The 17,537-nt window shown below is 65.0% G+C and carries 17 protein-coding genes and 1 pseudogene; 11 read left to right on the plus strand and 7 right to left on the minus strand.

All coding sequences use genetic code 11. The annotated features are described in order from the left end of the window. On the plus strand, window positions 1-186 hold a 186-nt coding region (locus tag OKC41_RS14575; RefSeq protein WP_270672117.1), incomplete at its 5' end, for a hypothetical protein. 193 nt (window positions 187-379) lie between these two features. Here the strand turns inward: OKC41_RS14575 and OKC41_RS14580 are convergent. Then, on the minus strand, window positions 380-1,426 hold the full coding sequence (locus OKC41_RS14580; RefSeq protein WP_201895144.1) for a nitronate monooxygenase family protein: 1,047 nt from the start codon (window positions 1,424-1,426) through the stop codon (window positions 380-382). Between the two features lie 203 nt (window positions 1,427-1,629). Then, window positions 1,630-2,271: a ribonuclease gene (locus tag OKC41_RS14585; RefSeq protein ID WP_201895143.1), complete on the minus strand. Its 642-nt coding sequence runs from the start codon at window positions 2,269-2,271 to the stop codon at window positions 1,630-1,632. 221 nt (window positions 2,272-2,492) lie between these two features. Here OKC41_RS14585 and OKC41_RS14590 point away from each other — a divergent pair, with 221 nt between their 5' ends. The 3 genes from OKC41_RS14590 to OKC41_RS14600 all read left to right on the plus strand — a co-directional run bounded on the left by OKC41_RS14590 (window position 2,493) and on the right by OKC41_RS14600 (window position 3,905). After that, window positions 2,493-3,053: a carbonate dehydratase gene (locus OKC41_RS14590; RefSeq protein ID WP_010672952.1), complete on the plus strand. Its 561-nt coding sequence runs from the start codon at window positions 2,493-2,495 to the stop codon at window positions 3,051-3,053. Window positions 3,054-3,199: 146 nt separating this feature from the next. Next, on the plus strand, window positions 3,200-3,493 hold the full coding sequence (locus tag OKC41_RS14595; RefSeq protein WP_042877801.1) for a hypothetical protein: 294 nt from the start codon (window positions 3,200-3,202) through the stop codon (window positions 3,491-3,493). 1 nt (window position 3,494) lies between these two features. Beyond that, window positions 3,495-3,905 carry a DUF6515 family protein gene (locus OKC41_RS14600; protein WP_201895142.1) on the plus strand — a complete coding sequence of 137 codons (411 nt, stop codon included), beginning with the start codon at window positions 3,495-3,497 and terminating at the stop codon, window positions 3,903-3,905. An 87-nt stretch (window positions 3,906-3,992) separates the two neighbouring features. On the opposite strand, the gene OKC41_RS14605 is transcribed toward OKC41_RS14600, so the two are convergent. Together OKC41_RS14605 and OKC41_RS14610 are read right to left on the minus strand one after the other, a co-directional pair. Then, a complete protein-coding gene (locus tag OKC41_RS14605; protein ID WP_234922330.1) occupies window positions 3,993-5,312 on the minus strand; it encodes an ATP-binding protein in 1,320 nt (439 codons plus the stop codon). A gap of 14 nt (window positions 5,313-5,326) precedes the next feature. Beyond that, window positions 5,327-6,007, minus strand: a complete 681-nt coding sequence (locus OKC41_RS14610) for a response regulator transcription factor (RefSeq protein ID WP_201895140.1) — start codon at window positions 6,005-6,007, stop codon at window positions 5,327-5,329. Between the two features lie 148 nt (window positions 6,008-6,155). On the opposite strand from OKC41_RS14610, the gene OKC41_RS14615 reads away from it, so the two are divergent. Together OKC41_RS14615 and OKC41_RS14620 are read left to right on the plus strand one after the other, a co-directional pair. Continuing rightward, window positions 6,156-7,313 carry an efflux RND transporter periplasmic adaptor subunit gene (locus tag OKC41_RS14615; protein WP_201895139.1) on the plus strand — a complete coding sequence of 386 codons (1,158 nt, stop codon included), beginning with the start codon at window positions 6,156-6,158 and terminating at the stop codon, window positions 7,311-7,313. 2 nt (window positions 7,314-7,315) lie between these two features. Continuing rightward, window positions 7,316-9,265: a MacB family efflux pump subunit gene (locus tag OKC41_RS14620; protein ID WP_234922329.1), complete on the plus strand. Its 1,950-nt coding sequence runs from the start codon at window positions 7,316-7,318 to the stop codon at window positions 9,263-9,265. A 217-nt stretch (window positions 9,266-9,482) separates the two neighbouring features. Here the strand turns inward: OKC41_RS14620 and OKC41_RS14625 are convergent, their stop codons facing one another. Both OKC41_RS14625 and OKC41_RS14630 read right to left on the minus strand, forming a co-directional pair. Beyond that, window positions 9,483-11,378, minus strand: a complete 1,896-nt coding sequence (locus OKC41_RS14625; RefSeq protein ID WP_201895137.1) for a PhoX family phosphatase — start codon at window positions 11,376-11,378, stop codon at window positions 9,483-9,485. A gap of 259 nt (window positions 11,379-11,637) precedes the next feature. Continuing rightward, window positions 11,638-12,546, minus strand: coding sequence for an S-adenosyl-l-methionine hydroxide adenosyltransferase family protein (locus tag OKC41_RS14630; RefSeq protein ID WP_042015034.1), 909 nt, complete (start codon window positions 12,544-12,546; stop codon window positions 11,638-11,640). A 150-nt stretch (window positions 12,547-12,696) separates the two neighbouring features. Here OKC41_RS14630 and OKC41_RS14635 point away from each other — a divergent pair, with 150 nt between their 5' ends. Next, window positions 12,697-13,158: a hypothetical protein gene (locus OKC41_RS14635; protein WP_045523445.1), complete on the plus strand. Its 462-nt coding sequence runs from the start codon at window positions 12,697-12,699 to the stop codon at window positions 13,156-13,158. Between the two features lie 7 nt (window positions 13,159-13,165). Here the strand turns inward: OKC41_RS14635 and OKC41_RS14640 are convergent. After that, a pseudogene (locus OKC41_RS14640) lies at window positions 13,166-14,393 on the minus strand (MFS transporter). A 246-nt stretch (window positions 14,394-14,639) separates the two neighbouring features. On the opposite strand from OKC41_RS14640, the gene OKC41_RS14645 reads away from it, so the two are divergent. The 4 genes from OKC41_RS14645 to OKC41_RS14660 all read left to right on the plus strand — a co-directional run bounded on the left by OKC41_RS14645 (window position 14,640) and on the right by OKC41_RS14660 (window position 17,330). Next, the gene (locus OKC41_RS14645) at window positions 14,640-15,548 is read left to right on the plus strand and encodes a LysR family transcriptional regulator (RefSeq protein WP_103244277.1); all 909 of its coding nucleotides are present in this window, start codon (window positions 14,640-14,642) and stop codon (window positions 15,546-15,548) included. Between the two features lie 89 nt (window positions 15,549-15,637). Continuing rightward, the gene (locus OKC41_RS14650) at window positions 15,638-16,309 is read left to right on the plus strand and encodes a CsgG/HfaB family protein (RefSeq protein ID WP_182935825.1); all 672 of its coding nucleotides are present in this window, start codon (window positions 15,638-15,640) and stop codon (window positions 16,307-16,309) included. 11 nt (window positions 16,310-16,320) lie between these two features. Continuing rightward, on the plus strand, window positions 16,321-16,680 hold the full coding sequence (locus OKC41_RS14655; protein ID WP_201895136.1) for a DUF4810 domain-containing protein: 360 nt from the start codon (window positions 16,321-16,323) through the stop codon (window positions 16,678-16,680). Continuing rightward, a complete protein-coding gene (locus tag OKC41_RS14660; protein ID WP_039041300.1) occupies window positions 16,677-17,330 on the plus strand; it encodes a DUF799 domain-containing protein in 654 nt (217 codons plus the stop codon). Before OKC41_RS14655 ends, OKC41_RS14660 begins: the two co-directional genes overlap by 4 nt. Window positions 17,331-17,537: the final 207 nt, after the last annotated feature.

The following is a 17,537-nucleotide window of genomic DNA, read 5'->3' on the forward strand; positions in this document are numbered from 1 at the left end:
TTAAAGAGCGACGCAGCTTTTGGCTGCTGCGGGAGTGGCATTCTACTCAACCGCCTTCTCGAGTCAAGCCTTATTTTACGAGGCTTTTTCGAGGCACCGACTGGCTTGTTTGCGTTGCCGCTTGCCCTGTCGATGGAGGCGCATTATAGAGACATAGATCACATTGGCAAGCTCTCATCGCAATAAAATTGCGAAAAAATGCCAATTCTTAGTTATTCATATCAAAACACAGTTTTTATACAGACTTACCCACAGGGCAAGCCCCAGAAGGGCTCATTCTGCCCCCTATTACCTCCCGTTCCTCTCTGACCGTCTCCTGTTCGAAGGGTTGCTGATCATATCAATCCGTATATAAAGGAAGAGAATCGCAAAGTGACGCTCAGACCAGTCCTGCCTCAGCAACCCAGGCAGCGATCAGCTCGGCTGCCGCCATGGAGCGGCAACCCGATATATTCTGCCCGGCCCAGAGTGGCGAGAAACCGCGGTCACCCGCCTTTTCGGCTGCGGCACGCAACGGAGCCAATGCGCCGCTGGCATACGGGAAGTCTGGCGGCAGCACCGAAAGGGGGCCGAGTTCCCGCATCAAGCGGTTGACTATCCCCCGCGCCGGACGGCCGCTGAACAGATTGGTCAGTGCGGTGTGTTGGCCATGCCTCCCCTGCAGCGCCGCACGGTGCAGGGGCGAGGTCGTCGCCTCGTGGCAACAGAGGAACGCCGTTCCCACCTGCACGGCGCTCGCTCCCAGAGCAAGGGCGGCTCTGATGCCCTTTCCATCCACGATGCCTCCTGCAGCGATGACCGGGATCGCTACTGCCGCCACTACCTGTGGCAGAAGGGTAAAGGTGCCCTGCTGCAAGCTGAGATCCTCACTCAGGAAATGGCCGCGATGGCCACCCGCCTCCAGCCCCTGGACGATGACGGCATCGGCTCCGTGGTCAGCAAGCCACTGCGCTTCTGCCACCGTGGTGGCGCTGGCAAACACTTTTGCGCCTGTGGCTTTTACCTGGGCAAGCAATTCGGGCTCGGGCAAGCCGAAGTGGAAACTGACCACGGCAGGTCTGAACTCTGCAAGCAGGGCCGCATGCTCGTCATTGAAGGGGGCCCGAGAGGGGGCTCGCGACGGCGCAGCGGCATCCACCCCGAACTCGGCGTAATAGGGTAACAGTACGTGGCGCCAGCGCTGCTCCGCTGCCGGTTCCGGCTCGTGCTGCCGATGGCAAAAGAAGTTGATGTTGTATGGGCCCGGCCCGCTGGCGGCGAGACGGCTCAGCTCCTGGCGCAGATCGGCACCACCCAGCATGGCGGCAGGCAGGGAGCCCAGTGCCCCCGCACTGGTCGCCGCCATCGCCAGGGCGCTGTCCTGCACGCCCGCCATGGGGGCCTGAATGACGGGATAGCGCATCCCCAGTTCGGCAAAGAGCGTCATATGACGGTTTCCTGTTTCTGATGGTGAGTCTGCCTGTACGCCAGAGGCGGGTTGAGTCGGCATAGCGCACCTGACGTGCTGACACGTCGTCTGGCGATATCGCCTGTCCAGTTCCCGGCCAGACATCCTGTCTTCGCTTTCATCCATCAGGCTCCTTGAGGTTCATGGCACATCGGGCCCGCGAAGGGCCCGAACGTGAAGTGTCAACGCACGCTGCGCAGCAGGAAGTCCGGCTGGCCACAGGAGCGGCGCTCCCGCTTCTGCATCTCGTCGGAGCAGGGAACGGCATCCGTCCCCTGCTTGTTGATGCAGATGTAGATCTCCCGCAGGAAGCGGCCCCCATCAGCGCAGGCCACCGTGATGTTATCGGGGGCCAGCCACTCGTTGGCGCTCGCCAGATCGGCCTTGAGCTGGAAGCTGTTTTTTCTCAGCGGCTCTTCCGGCGATTGATAGTCGGCCGGGATCTTCACCTTCTGGCGCAGATCGCTGGCCAATTGGTGAAATGCCTCCTGGCTCAGCCCGGAACAGGTGCCGTGCTTCTCCCATTCATGGCGATAGAGGAAGCGGCTGGGGTAGAGCCCGGCAAACTGCTGCTCCATGTCCGCATCCAGCCGCTCGCGGGTGCAGCTGGCGGGGTAGCCACGCTGATACTGGGGCCAGAGCCCATGCAGCACGAACCCCAGCTTGCGGGCGCACTGCTCCCGATCCCCTGGCTTGATGGCGCAATGCTCGGGCGACCAGGAGAGTGCCATGGCGTAATAGTCAAACTCCCCCGCATAGCCTTTGCCCTGGGCGGCGGAGATCCACAACAGCGACCCCACCAGCCATACCATGACCTGCTTCATCTCTCGTTCCCCCTCATCTCTTTGCACCCGGTGGCGCCCCATTTTGCGCCCTCATGCTCCCATAACAGGGAGTCAAAGAACAATCGCTCAAAATGGCCTTACTCACTGTGGGTCAGACCAGTAAAAGGTTTCCCCTGCCGGATCAGAGGCGTAAGCTGGCTCTCCGGCGGGCCTTCATGACGCGCCACGTTTCCCCGATTTCATCAGCAACAGGACGTAACATGATCCGCAAGAATCCCTCAGGTCACCTGCCCGTTATCGACGAATCCGCCTATATCGACAAGACCGCCATCATCTGTGGCAAGGTGATCATCAAGGAGAACGTGTTTGTCGGCCCCTATGCCGTGATCCGCGCAGACGAAGTGGACGAGAGCGGTGACATGGAACCCATCGTCATCGGCGCCAACTCCAACATTCAGGATGGCGTCGTCATCCACTCAAAATCCGGCGCTGCCGTCACCATCGGCGAGTTCAGCTCCATCGCCCACCGCAGCATCGTCCACGGCCCCTGCGAAGTGGGTAACCGGGTCTTCATCGGCTTCAACAGCGTGCTGTTCAACTGCCACATCGGCGAAGGGTCCGTGGTGCGCCACAACTCCGTGGTCGATGGCTGCGATATTCCCCCCGGCTTCTATGTCCCCTCCACCACCCGCATCAACCAGCAGAGCGATCTGGCGCAGATCCCGCGCGTCACCGTGGACGCCACCGAGTTCTCCGAGGATGTGGCTCACACCAACATCGACCTGGTCAGGGGTTACAAGGCGCTCTCCAACGAGTTTTGATCCGGCGAACGGTTCACGACACACAACGGGCGCCACGGCGCCCGTTGTCACAACTGTAAAGAGGGCGAAAAGAGGGTGTAAAGGTGGTTGAGCCGGGCGCACGCGTCGCGTTTGATGGGGGCGTTCCCATCAATGGAGTCATCATCATGTCACGCTATCCTGTCGCCCTTGCCCTGCTGCTGGGCACCACGCTCCTTCATGCCGGCGAGATGCCGCCCCCGATGGGCGCCCGCCAGGGAGGTCCCATGACACCGCCCCCCTCCGTGCTCTATCACGCCAGCAAGCAGGGTGCGGATCCCCAGGCCCTGGTCCAGGCGCTGTCCAAAAACATTGATGCCGCCAAGCCGGATACCCGCTACGAGGTCACGGTCAGCGTGCGCGAACTGCCGCCCCAGCCACTCAAACCCCAGCCCGCCGGTGCGCCGCTCAAAGGGCAGTGAGATGAGTCTGCACCGCCCTTCACTCTGGCTGCTTGCCATGGCCATCGCCCTGCCCGCTATGGCGGGTCCGGGGAACATGGGCAGACCGGGCGGATGGGAGAGCCCTGCCCCGCAGTACGGCCATGGGGCTGGCCCCGGCTTCGGCCACCCCGTCGACAGGCTGCCGGGAGGGGTGGAAACCTTGCTGCTGGCCGGGCTCACCTACTATGTGCTCGACGGCATCTTCTACCGCCGGCAGGAGAACCACTATGTGGTGGTCTCCCCGCCTCCTCAGATCCTGGTGGTGGCAGAGACAGGGCTCATCCCCCTGGATCTGGATGGCCGCCGCTATTGCGTCAGGGAGGGTCACTACTACCTGCGAGAAATAGACGGGCGCTACACCGAGGTGCCGTCGCCAGCGGCGCTGCGCTGAATCGCACGGAGGAACAGATACGAACAGGGGGCCTTGGCCCCCTCTTTCATTACCGGGGTGTTTACACTCCGGCCTGAGCCGCGTACCTCAGGAGGGCTCATGCAGGGGCAGCGTCATGGTCACTCTCAGCCCCCCCTGTGCGCGATTGCGCGCCTGGATGGTGCCCCCCTGCAGAATCACCGCCTTGCGGGCGATGGCGAGCCCGAGCCCGTAGCCCTTGCCCATGCCGGGTGAGCCGATGCGCACGAAGGGGTCGAAGATCCCCGCCAGCTTCCCCTCCTCCACCCCGGGCCCCCGATCGGCGATGGAGAGCTGCACCTCCTGGCCCAGGCGCAGCAAGCGAACACTCACCATCTGGCCCGACTGCGAGAAACGCAGGGCGTTGCGCACCACGTTCTCCACGGCGCGGCGCACCAGCTCCGCATGCCCCAGCAGGAGGCAACCCTCCCCCAGCGCCGCCTCGAGCCCTATCTCGACCCCGGATTGCTGGGCTTCGAACCTGGCATCCTGGACGACGGTCTCCACCAGCGCCAGCAGGTCGTAGTGGCTCTGCTCAAGCCCGTGGCCCTGCTCGGCACGGGAGAGGGTCAGCAGCTCCCCTATCATCCTGTCCATGCGCTCCGTCTCGAGCCGGATCCGCGCCAGGGCGTCGCTTGCCTTCTCCGGGCGCTGCTCCGCCAGGCCGATGGCCATCTGGATGCGGGCCAGGGGGGATCGCAGCTCGTGGGAGACGTCGTGGAGCAGCTGCTCACGCCCCTCGACCAGCTGCTGCAACCGCTCCACCATGAGATCGAACTCCTGCGCCACCTCCGTCAGTTCGTCCCGACGCCAGCGCAGGGCGGGCCACAGCCGCACCCCCAGATCCCCCCTGGCCACCCGATCGAAGCTGCGCCTCAGGGCGTTCATGGGCCGGGTCAGGTGCCAGGCGAACAGAATGCTGAACAAGAGTCCCCCCAGGCCGCCAATCCAGAGCATGGGCGGGGGAATGTTGAGCCAGGAGAGGGGGCCGGGGGCCGGCCCGCCGGGGAGGATACGCGGGTCCGCTCTGGTCTGCAGCAGATAGGTCTGCCCGTCGCTGGCAATCACTGTGCGTGTCAGCACGGTGCCCGGGCCAGGTTCCCCGGAGGCTGGCAGCCTGGATGCCCGGGGCGCTGGCCGGGGAGGCGCATCGGAGACATCGAGGAGTGTTATCTGCAGCAACGGCGGCGACATGGCCTGGCTCAATGCCGTCGCAGCCTCGATTCCCCCCTTTGCCAGCACGGCTGCCGCCATCTCCAGATGCTGGCTCGCCAACTGCTGGGCCTGGTGCTCTTCCGGGGGAGCACGCTCGGCACGAAAACCGAGCCAGAGCAGTTGGCTGACCAGCACGATGGCCAGCCAGAACCCCAGCAGAATCTTCCAGAACAAACGTCCCTTGAGGATCACCGTATCTTGTACCCTATGCTGCGCACCGTCTCTATGGTGACGGCCTCCCCCGCCTTCTGCTGCAGTTTCTGCCTCAGGTTGCAGATGTGCACATCGACGCTGCGATCATAGGCCTCCCGCGGGCGCCCCACCCCTTGCAGGGAGAGGGTGTCCTTGGTAACCACCTGCTCCGGTGCTCGCACCAGCAACACCAGCATGTTGAACTCGGTGGCGGTCAGCTCCAGCGGCTCCCCCTGCCAGAGACAGACCCGGTTGGCCGGCGTGACCGTCAGATCCCCCAGGATGAGGGCATCCGGCGAGGGGGTTGCGCTCCCCCCCTCGTTGACCCGCCGCAGAACGGCCCGCAGCCGGGCCACCAGCTCCCTGGGGTAGCAGGGTTTGGGCACATAGTCATCGGCCCCCATCTCCAGTCCCACCACTCGATCCACGTTGTCCCCCTTGGCGGTCAGCATGATGATCGGCAGACGGCTGCGCTGGCGCACCTGGCGCAGCACCTCGGTGCCCCCCAGATCCGGCAGCATCACGTCCAGCAGCAGGGCGCTGTAACGGCCGGACAGGGCATGGTGCACCCCTTCCCCTCCGGTCAGCACCTGGGTGGTATCAAACCCCTCTCCCCCGAGGTATTCACTCAACATGGCGCCCAGTTCGGCATCGTCATCCACCAGCAGGATCTTCATATGCGGTCTCCCTTGTCGGCGGCCATTTTCGCCGCTTGCCACGCACTTGGCAGCCATTTTTACGAAACCCTTACGCTTGACGCAAAGAGCCTTAACCCGGCTCTGGGGTAGAGTGCCGCCGTTACCGTCATTCAGGATACAGGTTGTCATGCCCACGTTCTCCCCTCGTCTCTTCTGGCTGCTGCCTCTGTGCGCCCTCGCCCTGTGGCTGGCCTGGCGCCCCCAGGCCAAGGCACCCGCCAGCGACTACATCACCGCCAGCGCAAAGACCCGGGATCTGGAGCAGCTCATCATGGCGGACGGCACCCTGAAGGCGCGCAAGCAGGTGAGCGTGGGCGCCCAGGTGTCTGGCCAGATCAAGCGGCTGCACGTGACTCTGGGGCAGGAGGTCAAACAGGGGGATCTGCTGGTCGAGATCGACGATCTGCCCCAGCAGAACGCCCTCAAGGATGCCCTGGCCCAGCGCGACAACCTCCAGGCCCAGCTGGATTCCAAAGAGGCCACCCTTCGCAATGCCCGCCTGGCATACCAGCGCCAGCAGCAGATCGTCGCAAGAGGTCTTGGCAGCACGGCCGACCATGACAGCGCCAAGGCGACCCTGGACGAGACCCTGGCCGATATCCGGGCCCTCAACGCCCAGCGGGTGCAGGCCGAGATCGCGGTGGACACAGCCCGGGTCAACCTGGGGTATACCCGGATCCTGGCCCCCCTCTCCGGTACCGTGGTGGCCATGCCGGTGGAGGAGGGGCAGACCCTCAACGCCAGCCAGAGCACCCCTACCCTGCTCAAGATCGCCCAGCTCGACACCATGACGGTGGAGGCCAGGATCTCCGAGGCCGACGTCATCAACGTCCGGGTCGGCATGCCGGTCTATTTCACCATTCTTGGCAACAGCCAGCGCCGCTTCGAGGGATCCCTGCGGGCCATCGAGCCCGCCCCCGACACCATCAATGACGACGATACCACCAGCAGCAGCGACAGCAGCGCCATCTATTATCACGGCCTGTTCGAGGTGCCCAACCAGGATGGTCAGCTCAGGATCAGCATGACGGCCCAGGTCTATCTGGTGGTCGCCCGGCTCAAAGATGCGCTGGTGATCCCGGCCATCGCCCTGCAGGGGGATCAGGTCAGGGTGATCGACGACGGAGGCCGGATCAGCCTGCGCCGGGTCAAGGTCGGCCTGAAAAACAAGGTGGATGCCCAGATCCTGTCGGGCCTGAGCGCCGGTGAGCAGGTCATCGTCAGCGAAGTGAGTGCAGGCCAGAGCAACGCCGCCGGGGGCATGCCGCCCCCCATGGGGATGTGACCATGGGCGCCTTGTTGCAACTGCGGGGCATCCGCCGCCACTTCAAAGAGGGTGAGCGCACCGTCACCGTGCTCGATGGCATCGATCTGGCGATCGCCCGTGGAGAGATGGTGGCCATCGTCGGCGCTTCGGGCTCCGGCAAATCCACCCTGATGAACCTGCTGGGCTGCCTGGATCAGCCGAGCGAGGGGGCCTATCTAGTGGCCGGGCGCGACACTGCCACCCTCAGCCGGGACGAGCTCGCCGCCCTGCGCCGGGAGCACTTCGGCTTCATTTTCCAGCGTTATCACCTGCTGGCGGATCTCGATGCCCGCACCAATGTGGAGGTGCCCGCCCTCTACGCCGGTCTGGATCCGGCCGAGCGACGCCAGCGGGCCGAGGCCCTGCTGACCCGCTTCGGCCTCGCCAGCCGGCTCGAACACAAGCCAAGCCAGCTCTCCGGCGGCCAGCAGCAGCGGGTCAGCATCGCCCGCGCCCTCATCAACGGCGGCGAGGTGATCCTGGCCGACGAGCCGACCGGGGCCCTCGACAGCCAGAGCGGCGCCGAGGTGATGGCGAGCCTTCAGGCCCTGCATCGCCAGGGCCACACCCTGGTGATCGTCACCCACGACATGGACATCGCCCGCCACGCCGAGCGGATCATCGAACTGAAAGATGGCCGGGTGATCGCCGATCGCCGCACGCGCGAACCACAGGCCCTTTCCCAGGCGACCCAGGCCGCCACCAAGACGTCCGCCAGGGGGAAGACCCCGCTGATGGCGGGGCTCGGCAATGCCCTGCAGATGGCCCTCAAGGCCATGGTCGCCCAGCGTCTGCGCACCTTTCTCACCATGCTCGGCATCATCATAGGTATCGCCTCGGTGGTGACCGTGGTGGCCCTCGGCCAGGGCTCCCGGGAGCGGGTGCTGGAGAACATCAACGCCATGGGCACCAGCACCCTGGAGGTGTTCCCCGGCCGCGGCTTCGGGGACATGCGCTCCGCTACCATACAGACGTTGCGGATCGGGGACGCCGAGGCCATCGCCCGGCTGGACTACGTGCACAGCGTCACCCCCAGCCTCAGCACCAGCGCCACCCTGCGCCTTGGCAGCACTGCCGTCTCCGGCACCATCAACGGCGTCGGCGCCCAGTTCTTCCAGGTCAGGGGCTATCGCCTGGCCCAGGGCATGGGCTTTGATCGCCAGAGCGAGGAGAGCCTGGCCCAGGAGGTGGTGATCGACGAGCACACCCGGGACAAGCTGTTCGCCCCGACCCAGTCCCCCCTGGGCCAGGTGATCCTGCTGGGGGATCTGCCCTGCCGGGTGATCGGGGTCGCCATCAAGAACCAGAGCGGCTTTGGCAGCGACGAGACCCTCAACGTCTGGATCCCTCATACCACCGCCATGAGCCGCCTGCTGGGGCAGAGCCATCTGCGCAGCATCAGCGTGCGGGTCAAAGACGAGGTGAGCCTGGACGCCGCCCAGGACGGCATCAGCCGCCTGCTCACCCTGCGCCACGGCAGCCAGGACTTCTTCCTGCTCAACACCGACAGCATCCGCCAGACCATCAGCCAGACCAGCGCCACCCTGACCACGCTGATCGCCCTCATCGCCCTCATTTCCCTGATCGTCGGGGGCATAGGGGTGATGAACATCATGTTGGTCTCGGTCACCGAGCGCACCCGGGAGATAGGGGTGCGGATGGCGGTCGGCGCACGGACCCGGGACATCCAGCAGCAGTTCCTCATTGAAGCCGTGCTGATCTGCCTGCTGGGGGGCGTGCTCGGCATCGTCCTCTCCCTGGTGCTGGGCCAACTGTTCGACCACTTCAGCAGCGGCGTCCGGATGAGCTACTCCCTTGCCGCCATGGGGGTGGCCTGCCTCTGCGCCAGCCTGATCGGGGTAATATTCGGCTTCGCCCCGGCCCGCCGGGCTGCCAGGCTGGATCCCATCCACGCACTGGAGCGCGAATAGCCCGCATTGACGCCGGGGTGTCGCCACTCACCCCGACACCGGATCGGGGGCCGATGCCCGGCCCCGCCACCAAGCCTGAACGCCCGCACTTCTTCCCTGAATGCGCGGGTTCTTTGACCGGGTCCCGTACCCGGTCTTTTTTTGCCGCCCGCCACTCCGACAAAAAGCCGCTCGAAGGCGGCTCTTGTCATCACGGGCCAGGCGGTTATCCGGGCCATCAGGCGCCGATGATGCCGCCATCGTCCCGGGTGATCCGCAACACGGCGGAGCGGGGAATGGCGGTGCCGCCGTCCGGGAAATGGGAGGGAGCCCCTTCCTCACCCGGGTGCTGCACCCCGACGAACAGGGTGCGCCAGTCTGGCGTGAAGGTGAGGCCCGTTATTTCGCAGGCCACGGGGCCGGTCAGGAAGCGGCGCACCTCGCCGCTCGCGGGATCGGCGCACAGCATCTGGTTGTTGCCCATGCCGGCAAACTGCTTCTCGTTGGAGTAATCGCCGTCGGTCTGGATCCAGAGCCGCCCCGCCTCGTCGAAGCCGATGCCGTCCGGGCTGTTGAACATGTTGTCCGGATGGATGTTGGCACTGCCCGCCATCAGCCCCTCCTTGTGCACGCCAGGGTTGCCCGCCAGCAGGAAGAGATCCCACTCGAAGCTGTCGCTCCCGTGATCGTCCCCCATCGGGCGCCAGCGGATGATCTGGCCATAGGGGTTCTCGGCCCTGGGGTTGGCCCCGTCCAGAGGTTGGTTCTCCTTGATGCCGCGGTTCTTGTTGTTGGTCAGGGTGCAGTAGACCTCGGCCCTGTGGGGATGCACGGCCACCCACTCGGGCCTGTCCATGGTGGTGGCGCCGAGCCGGGTCGCCGCTTCCCGGGCGAAGATGAGCACCTCCCCCTGATCGGCGAAGCCGTTCTCCCGGGTCAGGCCGTGCTCGCCGTGCACCAGGGGCAGCCACTGGCCAGTGCCCTTGAGCTCCCCCTCCCTGGCCTCGAAGCGGGCCACATAGAGGGTGCCCTCATCCAGCAGATCCCGGTTCGCAGGATCGTTGCCCGGCGCCACCTTGTTCTTCGAGACGAAGCGGTAGATGTGCTCCCCCCGCTCGTCGTCGCCGAGGTAGACCACGGCGCGGCCATCCTGGTTGATGGTGAAGGCCGCATTCTCATGCTTGAAGCGGCCAAGGGCGGTACGCTTCTTCGGGGTGGAGGCGGGATCGCGGGGATCGATCTCCACCACCCAGCCGAAGCGGTGCGGCTCCTGGGGATGCTTCGCGAGATCGAAGCGCTCGTCGAACCTGTGCCAGCCAAAGCCCGCATCCTCGGCGGCCAAGCCGTAGCGGGCGGCGCGCTGGTCCAGCTCCGGCTTGCCCTCGCTGCCGAAGTAGCCGTTGAAGTTCTCCTCGCAGGTGAGGTAGGTGCCCCAGGGGGTCTGGCCATTGGCGCAGTTGTTGAAGGTGCCAAGGGCGGTGCGCCCTTCGGGATCGGCCTGGGTCTTGAGCAGGGCATGGCCCGCCGCCGGGCCGCTCAATGTCATGGGGGTCGTGGCGGTGATGCGGCGGTTGAGGGCCCCCTTGGGGTTGGCCTGCCACTTGCCATCGATGCGCACCAGCTCCACCAGGGAGACCCCGTGGGCCGCCTGGGCCTTGGCGACAGCCTCTGCACTGAGGGTCTTGCCGCCATCCGCAAACAGGTATTCGTAGTTGGTGTATTCGTTGTTGACGGCGAGCAGGGCGCGATCCGGGCCCAGGGGGAAGAAGCTCATACCGTCGTTGTTGTCGCCAAACTGGCGGGCCTGGGCCTTGGCGTCGTTGCTTTGGGCAAAGGCGGGGGCATCGGGGAAGAGGGCATCTCCCCAGGCGATCAGCACCTCGGCCTTGTAGCCGGGCGGCACCACTATGGTGTCGGCCACCGAGGCGGGCACGGCCTGGAAGCCAAGCAGCGGCCGGGTTGCGGCGGCCACGGCCTGGGCCACGGGGCTCGCGGCAAAGAAGGCCACCATGCTGGCGGCGCCCACCCCTTTGAGGAAGCCACGGCGGCTGAGACCCGCCTCGATGAGGCGGTTGAACGCCGGCTCCTGCTCGCGGGGGTGGTTGGCACTGTCTTTCTCGTCAAAACGGCTCATCGGCTTTTCCTTGTTATCTCGGCGCAATCATTGCGTCATCACGGCGTCCGGCCACAGCATGGCAGCGCTTTATTAAGCGAGGATGACAAATGATGAGATAACCGGCTGGCCTGGCAAGACGCCACCGCCAACGACAAGGGGCGGTGGACAGGAGTCCCACCGCCCCGAAAGACATGTCGCCGACAGAAGGGTTGAACCCTATCCGCACTTCTTCAGACTGATATGCCCGTTTGTACCGGATAGCACCCGCTGGCAGCGTCTAGTTGCACTTCTTCAGGCTGATATGCCAGTTGGCGCCGGATTGCACCTGATGTTTGGCGGCGAAGCTGTCCATGTTCAGGGCCACCGACACCTGCAACAGGCTGTTGAGGTAGACCAGGGGCTGGCCCTCCGGCACATCGCCAAAGCTGCTGACGTAGGGGGCCTTGCCCTCGTATTTCAGCGCATCCCCTTCGCTGATTCTGATGCAGGCGTTGTCCCCCTTGTGGATACCCGCCTTGGTCAGCAGGCTGTCGTCGATATTGGTCCAGACGTTGCCGTACTGCACGTCCAGGATCGGAATGGTGCCCTTGAGGGTACCGTCTTGCTCGGCCACCGCGGGCTGATAGGGGATGGTCACCACCTCGGCGGGCAGCAGGGGCCCCACCTGCTCGAAGCTGATGGCACCGGAGGCGAGGCGCGCGCCGGTGTAGGCGTAGACGTCGCGGCCGTGGAAGGTGTAGGACTTCTCGGAGCCCTTGAGGCGGTTGGTTTTCTCGTCGATCTGGCGCACCGCCTCGATGCCGAAGTGCTCCGCCACCAGGGTCAGGGTGCCGTTGTCCGGGCTGACGATGTAGTGGCCGCTCCTGGTCTTCAGTACCACCGACTTGCGTTCGGTGCCGACACCGGGGTCCACCACGCTGACGAAGACGGTGCCCGCGGGCCAGTATTGCAGGGTCTGATAGAGGCGGTAGGAGGCTTCCCAGATGTTGTAGGCCGGGATCTCGTGGGTCAGGTCATGGAGCGGCAGGGTGCGGTCCACCCCGAAGGCGACCCCCTTCATGGCCGAGACGGCGCCATCCTTGAGACCGAAGTCGGTCTGGAACACCAGGGCCTCGTTGGCAAGGGCACTCGCCCCCACCAGAGAGAGAGCGAGTACGAGGGCGCGGGGGACGATACGAATATCCATGTCAGGGCTCCTTTAAAGACGTTTGGACGTCCAGATTGCCACTCATGGGGATCTTTGCAACCCCTGATGCCCGAATGGGGGGCGAAATGACTCGCCAATCCGCCCCGTGCGGGTGTATCCATGGGGCATCCAACGCCGGGAGCACACCAGATGACCAGAGAGCATCACGACACCATTTTGCTGAGCCTGGGCAATACCCGAAGCCAGGTCGCGCTCACCGCGGCCGATGGCACCAGCCAGACATTTGCATTGACACTGGGGCTCGATGCTCTGACCCCGGGACCCTTTCGCCGGGATCCGCCGACGCCCCTGGAGCTTGAGCAGGCCATCATGGTGGTGGAGGATGTGCTGATGCCCCTCGCGGCACGGATCCCGCCCCACCCCGTGCTGCACCTGCAAAGCCCGGAGCCCCTGGCCGAGGTGCTAGGCAACCGGGTGCAGAGCCGGGAAAACATTGAGCGGTTGTTCGGCCAGCTTGCCGCCATGGTGGAGGGGGATCCCCTGGCATCGGCTCAGTTGCCGAGGGAGAAGCGCATCGCCGCCGCCCTGCTGATCCTGCGGGAGTGGATGCACCACCTGGATGCCGGGAGCGTCGTCCTGGTCGATGGGTGATGCCCTGTCACACAGCGGGTTCGAAGCGTCGCCGAGACACCGCCCAGGCCAGCCCCAGGCTTGTCAGGGTGCTGCCGACGAAGAGGCAGATCCAGCGCGACGCCAAGACCGGCCCCGTCGCTCACCCAGCCCAGCAACACGGGTACCCAGTTCGCCACATAGGCGATCACATAGAAGAGGGAGAGCAGCCGCGCGTGGCTGGCCGGGGGCGCGATGCGATTGATCAGGGTCGCACTGCCCACGAACACGGCCCCCTGGGCATAGCCCGCCACCAGCAGCCCGAGTCCCACCAGCCAGCTGGGCAGGCCGTGAACGGCCCCGGCAAAGAGCAGTACGCACAGCGCCAGGGCCAGCACGCCGCTTTGCAGGGTATGACGGGCATCAAGGCGACGGGCCCAGAGCTGGCAAAGCCCGGAGAAGACCAGATAGGCCGCGACGAGATAGCCGAACAGCCCCAGATCCGTCATGCCCAGCATCTCGCTCACCACCTTGGGACCGATGGCCAGCAAGCTGGCCGCCACCGCCCAGGCGGTGAAGAGCGCCAGGGCGCAAAGGAAGAACCCGGCCCCCGTGGCCCTGAGCCCCTCTCCCAGGGATCCGCCACCCTGCCCGCTCGGGGCGGCCTCCGTCGCCCTCGCCCCTTTGGGCCAGCTCAACACCAGCCCCCCGATGGCGCAGGCCGCCATCCCCAGGATCAGCAGAAACGGCAGCGTGGTCGGGTAGAGATCCTGCTGCAGCGCCAGCCCGCTGAACACGGGGCCAAGGGCCAGTCCGGCGGTGAAAGACAATGTGGCGCTCAGCGCCGCCCGCTTGCCCCCATCCCTGGGGCCAAAACGCAGCAGCGCCACATTGGCGGCACCGGTCAGGCTGCCCGTGCCAATCCCGGCCAGCAGCCGCGCCAGCAAAAGGGTCCAGAAGCTGTCGGCCAGGGAGAAGAGCAGTGCCCCGCCCCCGACCGCCACCAGGGCAGGCAGGATCAGGGTGCGCAGATCCGCCACGCGTCCTGCCAGGTTGCCCACCCCGAACAAGGCGATGAGCACGCCCCCCGCATAGCCGCCATAGATGAGGCTGAGGCCGAGATCGCTCAGAGCCAGCGCCGCCTGGTAATGGGGATAGAGCGGGGTAGGCACGCTGCTGTTGAGCAGGGCCGACATCAGGGCGAGGGAGAGAAACCAGCGCAGACGAGGATGGACAACCTGACCTGGCTCGCAAGCCGGAACGCTTGAGACAGACATGGACACTCCAGTGGCAGACGAATGAAACCGCAATCGGGAGCGACATCATAGCGATCCCGCCCACCCCGGACTGCGGCAGTTCTGCATCACGCCGACTCAATCCTGCATCACGTCGGGGTGGCACGCGCCCTTGGCCGGGGAGCCGCAGGCACGCACCGGACCCGGTCTATCCCCTTGTGCTGCCATCCCCGCTGGCATCTAATATTGCGGCGCCAATCGGGCGTTCTGCTTGAGTGAGGAGCAAGCATGATCAACTGGGACGATGCCCGCTTCTTCCTGGCCCTGGCACGGCGGGGCAGCCTGCGGCAGGCCGGACTCGAGCTAGGGGTGGATCAGGCCACCGTCGGGCGACGGATCACCCTGCTCGAGCAGCAGCTGGGGGCCAAGCTGTTTATCCGCACCCCCAGACACTATCGCCCCAGCCCCCTGGGGGAAGCGCTGCTGCCCCAGGCCGAGGCCATGGCGCAGGCGGCCCTGGCCATGATGCGCACCGCGAGCCTGGGGGAGCTGGAAGGGGAGCTTTGCATCGCCACCACGGACACCCTGGCCCAGGGCTTCGTGCTGCCCGCGTTCACCCTGCTGCGCCAGCGCCACCCCGGTATCCGCCTCAAGTTGCTGACCGCCGTCAGCGTGAGCGACATCCCCAATCAGGAGGCGGATCTCGCTATTCGCAGCGTGCGCCCCGAGCAGGGAGATCTCGTGGTCAAACGGCTCGCCACCATCAAGATGGGGCTCTACGCCTCTCCCGACTACCTGGCCAGGCGGGGCACGCCCCGCTCGGGTCAGGCACTGCAAGAACACGACCTGCTGCTCTTTCCCAGAGAGCTGGTGGCCCGTCACTGGCTGAGTCTGTGCGGCGAACCGCTCCACGAACCCAACGTGGTCCTGCAGAGCAATGCCCAGCTGGTGCTGATGGCGGCCGCCCGGCAGGGGCTCGGCATCGCCCTGCTCTCCACCTTCCTCGCCGAGGAGGATCCCGCCCTGGTGCGCCTGCTGCCTGACCAGCACGATCCCATCGACATCTGGATGGTGTTGCACCCGGATGTGCAGAAGACGGGCCGAATGCGCGCCCTGGTGGCAGCCCTGGAGGAGGTGTTCCAGCCCCTGCAACAGACCCAGCCCTCCGCCCCCCCCTGTCAAACGCATAGGGATTGAGCGGGTATGCCCCCCATACGGGGCACTTTCTTCGCAACGAACCATGTTAGAGTCCGCCGCTGTTTTTTCCTTTGATAACGGGGCCTTACATGAAGAAGTTTGTTGTTTCATCCAGTGTCATCCTGGTGGCGGGCTTGCTGACAGCCTGTGCGAGCGAGTCGTCGCGCACCCTGGAGGTGCCCAAGGTTGCCTCCTATCAGAGCCACTATCAGGGCGCACGCAGCCCCATCGCCGTCGGCAAGTTCGACAACCGTTCCAGCTACATGCGTGGCATCTTCTCCGACGGCGTGGACCGTCTGGGCAACCAGGCGAAAACCGTGCTGATCACCCACCTGCAGCAGACCGGCCGCTTCAGCGTGCTGGATCGCGACAACATGGCGGAGATCCAAGCCGAAGCCGGGATCAAGCAACAGGCTCAGCAACTCAAGGGCGCCGACTACGTGGTCACCGGCGACGTCACCGAGTTTGGTCGCAAGGAAGTCGGTGATCATCAGCTGTTTGGCATCCTGGGTCGCGGCAAGTCACAGATCGCCTATGCCAAGGTCAACCTGAACATCGTCAACGTCACCACCTCGGAAGTGGTCTTCTCTTCCCAGGGTGCCGGAGAGTATGAACTCTCCAACCGCGAGATCGTCGGCTTCGGCGGCACCGCCAGCTACGACTCCACCCTGAACGGCAAGGTGCTGGATCTCGCCATCCGCGAGGCCGTCAACAATCTGGTGAACGGCATCGAGACCGGTGCCTGGCGCCCGGCCCAATGAGGAGAGACGAGATGACGCTGTTCCGTCCTACCCTGCTGCTGGTCAGCGGCCTGCTGCTGAGCGCCTGCGCCCAGGGGCCGCAGACGCTCTACAACTGGGATCAATATCAGGGGGTGGTTTACCAGCACATGCAGGGTGACGACACCGGGGTCGAAGCGCAGATCGATGCGCTGGAGAAAAACCAGCAAGAAGCGAGCGCCAAGGGGCAGGCTGTGCCACCGGGCTTTCACGCTCACCTCGGCATGCTGTACGCCCAGCTCGGCAAGGATGCCCAGACTCGCGAGCAGTTCGAAACCGAGAAGCGCCTCTTCCCCGAATCGGCCCCCTTCATGGACTTCCTGATGTCCAGCAAGAAGGGAGAGACCCAATGACCCTGCGCACCCTCCTTGCCCTCACGCTGGGCGCCCTCCTCCTGGGTGGCTGTGCACAGGGCCCCGGCTACGACTACAGCAACTTCAAGGAGAGCAGACCAACCTCCATTCTGGTGCTGCCGCCGGTGAATCACTCGCCGGACATCAAAGCGGGCCCCAGCCTGCAATCCCAGATCACCTATCCGCTCGCCGAGTCCGGCTATTACGTACTGCCGGTGGCGGTCACCAACGAGACGTTCCGGCAGAACGGCGTGACCGAGCCCGCCGACATCCAGGCGCTGCCCATCAAGAAGCTCCACGAGATCTACGGTGCCGATACCGCCCTCTACCTCGACATCAAGGAGTACGGCACCAGCTATCTGGTCATCTCCAGCGAGACAGTGGTCACCGCCAGTGCCCGCCTGGTGGATCTGCGCACCGGCAAGCTGCTGTGGGAAGGCAGTGCCAGCGCCAGCAGTGCCGAGCAGCAGGGCAATTCGGGGGGCGGCCTCATCGGCATGCTGGTGGTGGCGGTGGTCAATCAGATTGCCAACACCCTGACCGACAAGGGCCATGAAATCGCCGGCATCACCAGCGTCAGGCTGCTCAGTGCCGACATGCCCAACGGCATCCTCCCTGGCCCCCGCTCGCCGAAATACCAGGCTCGCTAAGACGCGTCGTCTCACTCCACACAAGAGGGCGCCATGCCCTCTTGTTTCAGTCCCCCCTTTCCCCCGCCCACCATCGAATGCGATCTTATCGTCTATCTTTTTGATATTACTGGCTCATTTTTGTGCACACCCCATGGCGCCCCACCAACTTCATCTGGTGATGCCCGGCAAAATCAGTTACAAAAAAGGCCTCTGTCACCACGGAAG

It is taken from the genome of Aeromonas sp. QDB17 (assembly GCF_027705305.1).
Classification (GTDB): Bacteria; Pseudomonadota; Gammaproteobacteria; order Enterobacterales; family Aeromonadaceae; genus Aeromonas; species Aeromonas caviae.